The sequence below is a fragment of the Halomonas sp. HG01 genome (genome assembly GCF_000968715.2).
GTDB lineage: Bacteria > Pseudomonadota > Gammaproteobacteria > Pseudomonadales > Halomonadaceae > Halomonas > Halomonas halophila.
This window is the reverse complement of record NZ_CP022134.1, coordinates 2,286,163-2,298,331: the sequence shown is the minus strand read 5'-3', so window position 1 is coordinate 2,298,331 and position 12,169 is coordinate 2,286,163. Positions and strand designations below refer to the sequence as shown.

General features: G+C 70.6%; 13 protein-coding genes. 6 read left to right on the top strand and 7 right to left on the bottom strand.

Annotated features, from left to right (window positions below):
- Nucleotides 1–43 precede the first annotated feature (43 nt).
- A complete protein-coding gene (locus UN84_RS10850) occupies nucleotides 44–397 on the top strand; it encodes a metalloregulator ArsR/SmtB family transcription factor (RefSeq protein ID WP_237022311.1) in 354 nt (117 codons plus the stop codon).
- A gap of 25 nt (nucleotides 398–422) precedes the next feature.
- Here the strand turns inward: UN84_RS10850 and UN84_RS10845 are convergent, their stop codons facing one another.
- Nucleotides 423–1,595 (bottom strand): MFS transporter, encoded by a 1,173-nt coding sequence (locus tag UN84_RS10845; protein WP_046080154.1) that lies wholly within the window; start codon nucleotides 1,593–1,595, stop codon nucleotides 423–425.
- The gene (gene arsB, locus UN84_RS10840) at nucleotides 1,592–2,662 is read right to left on the bottom strand and encodes an ACR3 family arsenite efflux transporter (RefSeq protein WP_046080155.1); all 1,071 of its coding nucleotides are present in this window, start codon (nucleotides 2,660–2,662) and stop codon (nucleotides 1,592–1,594) included. Before arsB ends, UN84_RS10845 begins: the two co-directional genes overlap by 4 nt.
- Nucleotides 2,663–2,816: 154 nt before the next feature.
- On the opposite strand from arsB, the gene UN84_RS10835 reads away from it, so the two are divergent.
- Both UN84_RS10835 and UN84_RS10830 read left to right on the top strand, forming a co-directional pair.
- Nucleotides 2,817–3,443, top strand: coding sequence for an ABC transporter ATP-binding protein (locus UN84_RS10835; RefSeq protein ID WP_237022310.1), 627 nt, complete (start codon nucleotides 2,817–2,819; stop codon nucleotides 3,441–3,443).
- Nucleotides 3,434–4,237: an ABC transporter permease gene (locus UN84_RS10830; protein ID WP_046080157.1), complete on the top strand. Its 804-nt coding sequence runs from the start codon at nucleotides 3,434–3,436 to the stop codon at nucleotides 4,235–4,237. Before UN84_RS10835 ends, UN84_RS10830 begins: the two co-directional genes overlap by 10 nt.
- Before the next feature lie 47 nt (nucleotides 4,238–4,284).
- On the opposite strand, the gene UN84_RS10825 is transcribed toward UN84_RS10830, so the two are convergent.
- The gene (locus UN84_RS10825; RefSeq protein ID WP_046080158.1) at nucleotides 4,285–5,472 is read right to left on the bottom strand and encodes an acetyl-CoA C-acyltransferase; all 1,188 of its coding nucleotides are present in this window, start codon (nucleotides 5,470–5,472) and stop codon (nucleotides 4,285–4,287) included.
- 119 nt (nucleotides 5,473–5,591) lie between these two features.
- Here UN84_RS10825 and UN84_RS10820 point away from each other — a divergent pair, with 119 nt between their 5' ends.
- From UN84_RS10820 to UN84_RS10810, 3 genes are all read left to right on the top strand, one after another.
- Complete coding sequence (locus UN84_RS10820; RefSeq protein WP_046080159.1) at nucleotides 5,592–6,161, top strand: TetR/AcrR family transcriptional regulator; 570 nt, start codon at nucleotides 5,592–5,594, stop codon at nucleotides 6,159–6,161.
- Nucleotides 6,162–6,394: 233 nt separating this feature from the next.
- The gene (locus tag UN84_RS10815; RefSeq protein ID WP_046080160.1) at nucleotides 6,395–8,074 is read left to right on the top strand and encodes an AMP-binding protein; all 1,680 of its coding nucleotides are present in this window, start codon (nucleotides 6,395–6,397) and stop codon (nucleotides 8,072–8,074) included.
- A 16-nt stretch (nucleotides 8,075–8,090) separates the two neighbouring features.
- Nucleotides 8,091–8,858: an SDR family NAD(P)-dependent oxidoreductase gene (locus tag UN84_RS10810; protein ID WP_046080501.1), complete on the top strand. Its 768-nt coding sequence runs from the start codon at nucleotides 8,091–8,093 to the stop codon at nucleotides 8,856–8,858.
- A 79-nt stretch (nucleotides 8,859–8,937) separates the two neighbouring features.
- Here the strand turns inward: UN84_RS10810 and UN84_RS10805 are convergent, their stop codons facing one another.
- The 4 genes from UN84_RS10805 to UN84_RS10790 form a co-directional block, all read right to left on the bottom strand.
- Nucleotides 8,938–9,732, bottom strand: a complete 795-nt coding sequence (locus UN84_RS10805; RefSeq protein ID WP_046080161.1) for an SDR family NAD(P)-dependent oxidoreductase — start codon at nucleotides 9,730–9,732, stop codon at nucleotides 8,938–8,940.
- A gap of 79 nt (nucleotides 9,733–9,811) precedes the next feature.
- Complete coding sequence (locus UN84_RS10800; RefSeq protein ID WP_046080162.1) at nucleotides 9,812–10,153, bottom strand: winged helix-turn-helix domain-containing protein; 342 nt, start codon at nucleotides 10,151–10,153, stop codon at nucleotides 9,812–9,814.
- 80 nt (nucleotides 10,154–10,233) lie between these two features.
- A complete protein-coding gene (bioA, locus tag UN84_RS10795) occupies nucleotides 10,234–11,511 on the bottom strand; it encodes an adenosylmethionine--8-amino-7-oxononanoate transaminase (protein WP_046080163.1) in 1,278 nt (425 codons plus the stop codon).
- A 229-nt stretch (nucleotides 11,512–11,740) separates the two neighbouring features.
- Nucleotides 11,741–11,950, bottom strand: a complete 210-nt coding sequence (locus UN84_RS10790; protein WP_146142937.1) for a hypothetical protein — start codon at nucleotides 11,948–11,950, stop codon at nucleotides 11,741–11,743.
- Between the last annotated feature and the right edge of the window lie 219 nt (nucleotides 11,951–12,169).

The following is a 12,169-nucleotide window of genomic DNA, read 5'->3' as shown; positions in this document are numbered from 1 at the left end:
GCCGGCGAGGTATCATGCTGCCATGCCCCGAGGAGACGACACCGTGACCACCTTCGCCCCCGTGCAGGTCTTCAAGAGCCTGGCCGACGACACCCGTCTGATGCTGATGCTGCTGATCCGCCGCCAGGGCGAGCTCTGCGTTTGCGAACTGACCGGCGTGCTGCAACTCTCCCAGCCCAAGATCTCGCGGCACCTGGCACAACTGCGTCGCGTGGGGCTGCTGGTCGGCCGTCGCGAGGGTCAGTGGATCCACTACGCCATTGCCTCCGAGCTGCCCGAGTGGATCACCGCGACTCTGGCCGCGGCCGACGAGGGTGAGGCCCAGCGCCTCGATACCCTGGCGGCGCGGCTCGAGGCACTGGGCGAGGGACCCGAGCGGCGCCAGGCGTGCTGCTAGACGACGTTCGTCAGGGGAGCGTCGTTCAAGCAGGCTCGTCGCGCGGCGAGCTCCGGCGCAGGGCCCAGAGCCCCAATGCCGGGCCCGGCAGCAGCCACCACACCGCCCAGGGCCCCTGTGAGGCCCACAGTGCGGTGGTCAGCCAGATGCCGGGCAGCGTCAGGCTGAAGCCGATGGCGTTCATCACCGCCAGGGTCGAGCCCACATGCGCCCTGGGCGCGTTGGCGGCGGCCAGGGCCGAGAACTGCGGCGAGTCGGCGATCACGGTCAGCCCCCAGACGCCCAGCAGCGCGAGCAGCAGCCACGGCGAGGCCTCCGCCAGCAGGGGATAGCCGAGACAGATCAGCCCCGAGGCGACGAGTGCGCCGCGGGCCACCGGCAGGCTGCCCAGGCGCCGGCTCAACCGGCCGCCCAGCACGCAGCCCACCGTACCCAGCGCGATCACGCCGAAGGCGAGCCACGGAATCAGCGCCGGCGACGCCGACAGCCGTGCGATCTCGCGGCCGACCAGGAAGGGCGTCAGGGTCCACACCGCGTAGAGCTCCCAACAGTGCCCAAAGTAGCCGCCGGCCACGGCCCGGAAGCGGGCGTCGCGCAGCGCCGCCAGCCCCTCGCGCAGCCGCGCCCGGCCGCCGGGCGGCGGCAGGTGTGGGCCGTCGCCCAGGGCCAGCACCAGGGCGCCGCCGGCCAGCGCCAGTCCCGAGGCGCCGAGCAGCGGCCACTGCCAGGGCAGGCCCAGGGTGGCGCCGCGCAGCAGGTGGGGCAGGGCGGTGCCCAGCGTCAGCATGCCCACCAGCCAGGCCAGCGCCGCGCCGGTGTGCCTGGGCGTCCAGCCGATCACCAGCTTCATGCCCAGCGGATAGATGCCGGCCAGGCAGAGGCCGGTGGCGAAGCGCAGCAGCAGGGCGAGCGCCGGCTCGGGCGCGGCCAGCACGAAGCCGGCGTTGACCAGCGCCCCGGCCAGGCTCGCCGCGGCGAACAGGTGGCTGGCGCGGAAGCGGTCGGTGAGCCCGCTGGCGGCGAGGCCCAGGGCGCCGAGGATGAAACCCGCCTGCACGGCCAGCGTCAGCCGGCCCAGATCGGCGTCGGTGAGCCCGAGATCGGCGGCCAGCGACAGCCCCACGCCGTTGACGCTGAACCACAGCGAGGTGCCGAACAGCTGGGCGAGGACGATGACGACCAGCGGATGGCGACTCATGCGGCGGGGAAGCGCTCGCGGGTGGCGTTGGCGATGCGCACCAGGGCCAGCATCACCGGCACCTCGACCAGCACGCCCACCACCGTGGCCAGCGCCGCGCCGGACTGCAGCCCGAACAGCGCGATGGCGGCGGCCACCGCCAGCTCGAAGAAGTTGCTGGCGCCGATCATGGCCCCGGGCGCGGCCACGCAGTGCGGCACCTTCCAGACCTTGGCCCAGCCGTAGGCCAGGAAGAAGATCAGGAAGGTCTGGACGATCAGCGGCACGGCGATCAGCGCGATATGCAGCGGTGCGGTGAGGATGACCTCGCCCTGGAAGGCGAACAGCAGCACCAGGGTGACGATGAGGCCGATCGGCGTCACCGGCGCGATGCGCTTGAGGAAGACGTCGTCGTACCAGGCGGCGCCGCGGCGCGCGATCAGGGTGCGCCGGGTCAGGACGCCGGCGGCCAGCGGGATCACGATATAGAGCACCACCGACAGCGCCACGGTGTCCCAGGGCACCGCGATGTCGGAGACGCCGAGCAGCAGCACCACGATCGGGGCGAAGGCGAACAGCATGATCAGGTCGTTCAGCGACACCTGCACCAGGGTATAGGCGGCATCGCCCCGGGTCAGGGTGCTCCAGACGAAGACCATGGCGGTGCAGGGCGCGGCGCCGAGCAGGATAGCGCCGGCCAGGTACTGCTGGGCCAGCGCCTCGGGAATCCACGGCCGGAAGATCACCATCAAAAACAGCCAGGCGATGGCGAACATGGTGAAGGGCTTGATCAGCCAGTTCACCGTGGTGGTGATGACCAGCCCCCTGGGCTGACGGCGCACGCCGAGCACGGCGGAGAAGTCGATCTGCGCCATCATCGGGAAGATCATCGCCCAGATCAGCACCGCCACCGGGATCGACACCTGTGCTACCTCGAAGCGGGCCAGGGTCTCGGGCACCGCCGGGGCGAGCTGGCCGAGCAGCACACCGGCGACGATGGCCAGCGCCACCCACACCGAGAGGAAGCGTTCGAAGCGGCCCATGCCGGTAGCGGCATCCTTGGAGGACGTATCGGGCTGTGCGGTCATGGGGGCTCCTTGTCGCGAACCGGAAGGATGGGGTTGCTCGCCAATATATATGAAAATCCATATATGATGAATGCGCTGCTTCATACGCGGTGAAAGGGCGCGGCCCGCTGCTATGATCGGGCCCACTCGGATCATCCATCGAGGGAGAACGATATTGCCTGCCAGGGAAGCATTGCGCCTCGAGGGCCTCGCCGTCGGCGACCTCGAGGGCGTCACACTGAGCGTGGAGCCGGGCGAGGTCGTGTGTCTCTCCGGGCCCAGCGGCTGCGGCAAGAGCCGGTTGCTGAGAGCGGTGGCCGATCTCGACCCCCTTGAGGGCGGCGAGGTCCGGCTGGGCGATCTCGCCCGCACGGCCGTGTCGGGCCACGCGTGGCGGCGCCGGGTGCGGCTGGTGCCGGCGGAGAGCCAGTGGTGGGCCGAGTGCGTGGGCGAGCACTTTGCACAGGGCGGCGCAGAGGAGGGGCTCACGGCGCTGGGCTTCGACGACGCCACCCTCGACTGGACGGTCAGTCGGCTGTCCTCCGGCGAGAAGCAGCGCCTGGCGCTGCTGCGGGCCCTGACGCCTTCGCCTTCGGCCCTGCTGCTGGACGAACCCACGGCCAACCTGGACGCCGAGACCGCGCAGCGGGTCGAGCGCTGGCTGCTGCCGCGCATCCGCGAGGCCGGCTGGCCGACGATCTGGGTGGCCCACGACGCCGCCCAGATCGCCCGGGTCGCCGACCGGCATCTCAGGCTCGAGGCGGGGCGGCTGACGACGGCGGGAGACGCGACATGGGCGTGATCGAGCTCGGCTGGTGGCAGCTGGCGCTGGCGGCGCTGCTGGTGGTGGCGCTGGCCGGCTGCACCATGGCCGCCCGGTTGGGCGTGGGGCGCAGCCTGCTGATCGCCGCGGCCCGCACCGCCATCCAGCTGACCCTGGTCGGCCTGGTGCTGGAGGCGCTGTTCGCCTCGGCGCGCTTCCACTGGGTGGCGCTGATGGCGCTCGGCATGCTGCTGATTGCCGGGCGCGAGGTGGTGGCGCGCCAGACGCGCCGGCTGACCGGCGGCTGGGGCTTCGGCATCGGCACCCTGGCGATGTTCCTGTCGTCGTTCAGCGTCGCCGTGCTCAGCCTGACGGTGATCATCGGCCCCGAGCCCTGGTATCGCCCCCAGTATGCCATCCCGCTGTTGGGCATGATGCTCGGCAACACCATGACCGGCGTGGCCCTGGCGCTGGACCGGCTGACCGACGGCGCCTGGCGGCAGCGCGCGGTGATCGAGAACCGGCTGATGCTCGGCCAGCCCTGGCACGAGGCGGTCGGCGACCTGCGTCGCGAGGCCATGCGCAGCGGCCTGATGCCGGTGATCAACGCCATGGCCGCCGCTGGCGTGGTCAGCCTGCCGGGCATGATGACCGGCCAGATCCTGGCCGGCACCGCGCCGGCCCTGGCGGTCAAGTATCAGATCCTGATCATGTTCGCCATCACCCTGGGCTCCGGCTTCGGCACTCTGGCCGCGGTGGCGCTGGCCAGCCGCCGGCTGTTCGACGGCCGCGAGCGGCTGCGGCTGGAGCGGCTTTCGGCGCCACGCCAATGAAAACGCCCGCCTGAGAGGCGGGCGCATATGGCTGCAGGCGGGAAGCGTCAGTCGATCAGTTCCACGGCGACGGCGGTGGCCTCGCCGCCGCCGATGCACAGGCTGGCGATGCCGCGCCGGCCGCCGGTGGTGCGCAGGGCGTGAATCAGGGTGGCGATGATCCGCGAGCCGGTGGAGCCGATGGGGTGGCCCTGGGCGCAGGCGCCGCCGAAGACGTTGACCTTCTCGTGGGGCAAGCCGAGGTCGTCCATGGCGATCAGGGTGACCACGGCGAAGGCCTCGTTGATCTCGAACAGGTCGACGTCGTCCACGCCCCAGCCGAGCCGCTTCATCAGCGTGTCGATGGCGCCCACCGGGGCCAGGGTGAACTCGCTGGGATGTTGCGAGTGAGTGCTGTGGCCGAGCATGCGGGCGATCGGGCGTGCGCCCAGGCGGCTCGCGGCCTCCTGGCTTGCCAGGATCAGCGCCGAGGCGCCGTCGGAGATCGAGCTCGAGTTGGCCGCGGTGATGGTGCCATCCTTGGTAAAGGCCGGTCGCAGCGAGCGGATCTTGTCGAGTCTGGCCTGGAACGGCTGCTCGTCGTGCTCGACCACGCTCTCGCCTTGGCGGCTGGCGATCGTGACCGGCGCCATTTCCGCGGCCAGGTGGCCGGCGTTGGTGGCCTCCATGGCGCGCTCCAGAGAGGCGATGGCGAAATCGTCCAGGCGCTCGCGGGAATAGCCGCGGGCGTCGGCGATCTGCTGGGCGAAGCCGCCCATCAGCTGGCCGGTCTCGGCGTCCTCCAGGCCGTCGAGGAACATGTGATCCTTCAGCTCGCCGTGGCCCAGCCGGTAGCCCGAGCGCGCCTTGGGCAGCACATGGGGCGCGTTGGACATCGACTCCATGCCGCCGGCCAGCATCAGCTCGCCGGAGCCGGCGCGGATCAGGTCATGGGCCAGCATGGTGGCCTTCATGCCCGAGCCGCACAGCTTGTTGACGGTGGTGGCGCCGACCGCGTCCGGAATGCCGGCCTGGCGCATGGCCTGGCGGGCCGGGCCCTGCTTGACGCCGGCGGGCAGCACGCAGCCCATGAAGCCCTCGTCGATGGCGTCGGCGTCGATGCCGGCGCGCTCGACGGCCGCCTTGATGGCGGTGGCGGCGAGCTCCGGGGCGCTCAGTCGGGCGAGGCCGCCCAGCAGGCCGCCCATCGGCGTGCGGGCGGCGGAAAGGAAGACGATCTCGCGTGAATCACTCATGGCGTGGCTCCCGATAGGGATTGTTATGAGGGAGGGCGGCGGGCGCGTTGACCCGCCGAAGGGGCTATGGTTCTCTCGAGCTAACCAAGCAAGCGCTAGTGTGAATGTCGATGAATGTAATGAATGACTCTCCGCGCCGCAAGGAGCTCACCCGTCAGGCCGCCCAGCTGTTCGTGCAGGAGGGCTTCGACCGGACCACGGTGCGCATGCTGGCCGAGGAGATGGGCATCAAGTCGGGGAGCCTCTTCCACCACTTCCGCGACAAGCAGGAGATCCTGGCCGCGGTGATCGAGGAGGGCACCCGCAACGCCCTGGCGATCGCCCATGCGGCCCTCGAGTCATGCGACCGCGATTCGGAAGCGAGGTTGCAGGCCATGGCCCGCGCTCACCTGGAGACCCTGCTCACCGACCGCAATGCCCACGTCGTGGCGCTCTACGAATGGCGCCGCCTGGACGACGACGCCCGTGCCCATCTCGGCCACCTGCGCGATGCCTACGAGGCGCTGTGGGAGACGGTCATCGACGAGGCCCTGGCCGCCGGGCTGATTCATGGCGACCGCTTTCTGGTCTCGCGCTTCGTGATGGGCGCGCTGAACTGGACGGTGCGCTGGTACGACCCCGAGGGCGAGCGCTCCCCCGAGGAACTGGGCCGCGAGCTGGTGGCCATGCTGATGGCGCCCCGAGGCTAAGACTCGAGCCAGGACCCGCGGCGGTACGGGCTCGACCATGGTCTAGCGCTTGAGTCTCTCACGCTTCTTGCCCCGCCCGGCGGAAACCTCTAGCTTGAGTCGGGCACGGCGACATGTTGACGTTTACGTTAACGGAATTAGAGCGGCGCGCCAGCCCGCGACCCGCCGACGCACAATAACAATCAGCGGGCGTTCCGGGTTCGATCCCCGGGCGCCCGGCACGGAGGCTTTCCATGAGCACGCCCGCGACGCTTTCCGATCTTGCCACCTCTCTCGCCGCCTATCTCGAGACCTTCTCCGTCGATGCCGTGAGCGCCCGGCTCGACGACCATGCCGACGGCCGCCTCAACGCCTTCGAGGCCTGCTGCGGCCGCCACCTGCGCCAGGGGCGCGGGGAGACGACGGCGCTGGTGCACGAGGATGGCGGCGGCCGCGTCACCACCCTGAGCTACGCCGAGCTGGCGGCGGCCAGCGAGCGCCTGGCCGGCTGGTTCGCCGACCAGGGCCTGGGCGAAGGCGATCGCATCGCCGGGATGCTGCCGCGTACGCCGGCGCTGCTGATCGCGGTGCTCGCCGCCTGGCGCATCGGTGCGGTCTACCAGCCGCTGTTCACCGCCTTCGGGCCGGACTCGGTCGGCTATCGCCTCGAGCGCGCCGAGACGCGGCTGGTCATCACCGATCCCGCCAACCGGGCCAAGTTCGATGGCCTGGCCGAATGCCCGCCGGTGCTCGCCGTGGGTGGCCCCGATGCCGCCTACGGCGACGACCATGACTGGGCGGCCGCCCTCGATCACGCGCCCATCGCCACGCCGCCCCCGCGTCAGGCGCCGGACGCGCCCTTCCTGCAGATGTTCACCTCCGGCACCGTGGGCAAGCCCAAGGGCGTGGCCGTGCCGCTCTCGGCGCTGCCGGCCTTCGCACTCTACATGGAGCTGGCCGTGGGGCTGGAGCGCGACGACCGCTTCTGGAACATGGCCGACCCGGGCTGGGCCTACGGCCTCTACTACGCCATCACCGGGCCGCTGCTGCTGGGCGCGACCACCCACTTCTGCGAGGCGAGCTTCGGCGCCGAGGTGGCGCGGGACTTCCTGCAGCGCCATGGCATCACCAACTTCGCCGCCGCGCCCACCGCCTACCGGCTGATGAAGGCCTCGGGGCTGTTCGACGAGGTCGGCGAGCGCCTCGCGCTGCGGCGCGCCAGCTCGGCGGGGGAGCCGCTCAACACCGAGGTGGTGGGCTGGGTGGAGCGCACACTGGGCTGCCCGGTGATGGATCACTACGGCCAGACCGAGACCGGCATGACCTGCTGCAATCACCATGTGCTGGATCATCCCCGCCCCAATGGCGGCATGGGCGCGCCGCTGCCCGGCTACCGGCTGGCGATCCTCGACGCCGAGGGCCGCGAGCTGCCGCCGGGCGAGCCCGGAGTGCTGGCGGTGGACATCGCCCGCTCGCCGTCGCACTTCTTCGCCGGCTACACCTGGCAGGAGAAGGACCCCTTCATCGACGGCTATTACCTGACCGGCGACGTGGTGGTCGGCCACGAGGACGGCACCTTCCAGTTCGCCGGGCGCAACGACGACATCATCACCACCTCGGGCTATCGCGTCGGCCCCACCGACGTGGAGAACTCCGTGCTGACGCATCCGGCGGTGGCCGAGTCCGCCGCCGTCGGCCAGCCCGACGCGCTGCGCGGCGAGATCATCCGTGCCTACGTGGTGCTGCGCGACGATCACGAGCCCAGCGAGTCCCTGGCCGAGGAGATTCGCCAGCGGGTGCGCGAGCGGCTCTCGACCCACGCCTTCCCGCGGGCGATCGAGTTCGTCGACGCCCTGCCCAAGACCCCCAGCGGCAAGATCCAGCGCTTCAAGCTGCGCGCGGACGCCGCCGACAAGGCGGCGGTCGCCCCCTGACCGTGGAGACATGACCATGCAAGTGAAGGACAGCGCCTTTCTGATCACCGGCGCCGCCTCCGGGCTGGGCGCGGCCACCGCCGAACGGCTGGTGGCGGCGGGCGGCCGCGTGACGCTGTGCGACCTGAGCGAGGGCGTCGAGGCCCTGGCCGAGCGGCTCGGTGCGGCGGCCGTCGCCGTGCGCGGCGACGTGACCTCGGCCGACGACATTCGGGCCGCGGTGGACGCCGCCGTGGCCCACGGCGGCGAGCGGGGCCTGGCCGGGGTGGTGCACTGCGCCGGCGTGGTCAGCGTGGCCAAGCTGCTCGACCGCGAAGGGAATCCGGCCGACCTCGACGACTATGCCCGCACCCAGCAGATCAACCTGGTCGGCACCTTCAACGTGATGCGCCTGGCGGCGGCGGCCATGGCGGCCAATGCTCCGGGCGAGGACGGCGAGCGCGGGGTGATCGTCAACACCGCCTCGGTGGCGGCCTTCGACGGCCAGGTGGGGCAGTGCGCCTACAGCGCCTCCAAGGCCGGGGTGGTGGGCATGAGCCTGCCGGCGGCCCGGGAGCTCTCGCGCCACGGCATCCGGGTGATGGCCATCGCCCCGGGGGTGTTCGAGACGCCGATGATGGAAGACCTGCCCGAGGCCGCCGTGGAAGCGCTCTCGGCGGCGGTGCCGTTCCCCAAGCGGCTGGGCCGGCCCGACGAGTACGCTCGCCTGGCCGAGCAGATCATCACCAACCCGATGCTCAACGGCGAGGTGATCCGCCTGGACGGCGGCATTCGCATGCAGTGAGTGGGGGTATCACCGTGAACAGCAAAGCGCCCCCAGGCGCTGGCCTGGGGGCGTTTTTTGTCGACGTGGTGCGGTGGCCTCAGGCGATAGTGTCGACCACGCCACCGTCGACGCGCAGGGCCGCGCCGCTGGTGGCCGAGGCCTGCGGCGAGGCGGCATAGACGACCATGTTGGCGACCTCCTCGACGGTGGCCGCGCGCTGGATGATCGAGCTCGGGCGCTGGGCCATCACGAATTCCCTGGCGGTTTCCTCCATCGACTTGCCGCTTTCCTTCTGCTGCTCGGCGAGCATATCCTGCACGCCCTCGGACAGCGTCGGCCCCGGCAGCACGGCGTTGACCGTGACGCCGGTGCCGGCCAGGCGCTTGGCCAGGCCGCGGGACAGCGACAGGTAGGCGGTCTTGGTGACGCCGTAGTGGATCATGTCGTCGGGGATGTTCAGCGCCGACTCCGAGGACAGGAACAGGATGCGGCCCCAGCCGCGCTCGACCATGTCGCCCGAGTAGGCCCGCGACAGGCGCACCCCGGACATCACGTTGACGTCGAAGAAACGCTGCCACTCGTCGTCCGGCGTCTCGAAGAAGTCCTGGGGGCCGAAGATGCCGACGTTGTTGACCAGGATGTCGGTGGTGGGCTCGGCGGCCAGCAGGGCGTCGCAGCCCTCGGCGGTGCCCAGGTCCGCCGCCACGCCGCGGGCGTCGGCGTTCGGCACCTGCTGGCGCAGGCGCGTCAGCGCCTCGTCGACGTCGGCCTGCTTGCGGCCGTTGAGCACCACGCTGGCGCCGCAGTCGGCGAGCCCCTCGGCGATGGCGAAGCCGATGCCCCCGGTGGAGCCGGTGACGATGGCGGTCTTGCCGGTCAGATCGATCTGCATGGAAGCCTCCTGGCGTTGGGTCGCGTGTGTTCCGTTACCTGATAGCACCCTAACAAACGTCGTCCGGCCTGGCGAGGCGTCACGCCGTGCCGGGCGCATCGGCGCGCGATCCGCGGGCCAGGTCGCGCGGAGGATAGCCGAGGGCCTGGCGCAGCATCTCGGCGTGGCTGGTCACCCAGTCGGGGGCGATGGGGCCCCAGTCGCGGATGACGTAGTGGCCGATGTTGTGGCGCTGGCCGGGTTCGGGCTCGAACTCGCAGTGGATGTCGAGCTCGGCCAGGGCGGCGATGGTGTCCTGGGCGGTGCGTCGGGGCATGCCTGTGGCCTCCATGATCGCCGGCACGCTGGCGGTGCCGGTGGCGATCAAGTGGGCCACGTAGAGGCGGCGATAGAAGCTGGTGCGGGTCTTGCTCAGGCTCATGGCGCTCATCATCCCTGAAGGTTTGCCCAAGGCTGACACGCCGCCGCGGCGAGTGCCAGCCCGAGGGCGAGCGGGACGCGTTAGCGTTCCCGGGACAGGAACCAGCCTTTCATGGCGCCGGTGATGCGGCGCATGTCGTCGTGGGGGGTGATGTAGGCGGGCATGGTGTACAGCCAGCGGCCGAAGGCGCGCAGCCACACGCCCTGGGTGCGGGCGAAGTCGGCCGCGCCCTTGAGCGAGTCGGCGTCGTGGACCTCGATCACCGCGGTGGCGCCGAGCGCACGTACGTCGGCCACGTCCGGGTGGGCGCGCAGCGCCTCGTCGTCCACCAGCTCCTCGCGCAGCACGCCGTTCAGCGCCTCGATGCGGCCCAGGTAGTCGTCCTCCTCGAACACCGCCAGGCTCTCCAGCGCGACGCGGCAGGCCAGCGGGTTGCCCATGAAGGTTGGGCCGTGCATGAAGGCATGCAGCTCGCTGTCGCCGATGAAGACATCGTGGACGCGGTCGGTGGCCAGCGTCGCGGCGTGGCCCAGATAGCCGCCGGTCAGGCCCTTGGACAGCACCATGATGTCCGGCGTCACGTCGGCGTGATTGGCGGCGAACATCTTGCCTGTGCGGCCGAAGCCGGTGGCCACCTCGTCGAAGATCAGCAGCACGTCGAACTCGTCGCACAGCTCGCGGGCGCCGCGCAGATAGTGGGGCGAGGTCATGTTGAGCCCGCCGGCCGCCTGCAGCAGTGGCTCCATCAGCAGCGCGCCGATCTCCTCGTGATGGGCCTCCAGCACGCCGCGCAGGGCGTCGAGATCGGCCTGCACCTCGTCGCGGCTGGCGTCGAAGCCGGCGGTGGGCGCGGGGGCGAAGTGGTGCTGCGGCAGGAAGCCCGCGAACAGCGAGTGCATGCCTTCCTCGGGATCGCACACCGCCATGCAGCCGGCGGTGTCCCCGTGGTAGGCCTTCATCAGCGTCAGCATGCGGTGCTTGGCCGGCCTACCGCGCAGGTACTGGTACTGCACGGCCATCTTCATGGCCACTTCCATGCCCACCGAGCCGCTGTCCGAGAAGAACACGTGGTTCAGCCCTTCCGGCGTGACGCGCACCAGCTCGCGGGCCAGGCGGTCGGCCGGCTCATGGGTCAGCCCGCCCAGCATCACGTGGCACAGCTCGTCGGCCTGGCGCTGGATGGCCTCGACCAGCCGCGGATGGCGATAGCCGTGGATCATGCACCACCAGGAGCAGGTGGCATCGAGCAGCGACTCGCCGGTGTCCAGGGTGAAGCGCGGGCCGTCGCCGCCGACCACCTTGGGTGACGGGGTCTGGGTCTTGAGATGGGAATAGGGGTGCCAGACGGGGGATGTCATCGGGCCTCCAGGGCATGCGTGAACGGCGCCGCCGATGCACGAGAGGCACCGGCGGCCGGATGGCGCATACCTTACATGTAAACCTTGTGGTTATGAAGGCGTTGACTGTGGCGGCGTGCAAGCCCGGTGGACGGGCGCGTGGCGCCTGCGGTACGCGAGGCCTGGAGTGGAAAGCTGGCGGTCAAAAGCGAGGGAGAGAGGATGTGCGAGCCGGATCGGCCGACTGGGATCAGCGCGCCTCGCCGTAGCTGGCCCCGGCGACGCGGGGGCTGACGCTATGCTCGGTGGCGTGACCGCAGGCCAGGCAGGTGACGCGGTAGTGGTAGGCATCGATTCGCCGCAGCCTGAAGCTGGCCCAGCGCGGCCCCTGCGGGGCGCGAATCTCGGTGGCGCCGCAGGGGCAAATCATCGCCCAGCTGCCGCGGGGCATGGGCATCATGGTGATCTCCGACACGGGCCTGTCCTCTCCGTTTTCCTCCTTATGCATCCTTAGGCTAGGTGCTGGGCGATGCGTGCGGTATAGGAGATCGCTGACAGTTGGGGGGGAATATCCAGATACTCTGTTCGTGACGTCGGGCAGCGATCCTTCTCCTGCGTTCAAGCGTGCCTGCTCATGCGTTGAGTAGCGTGTGAGGCAGGATGACGTGACATGCGAGCG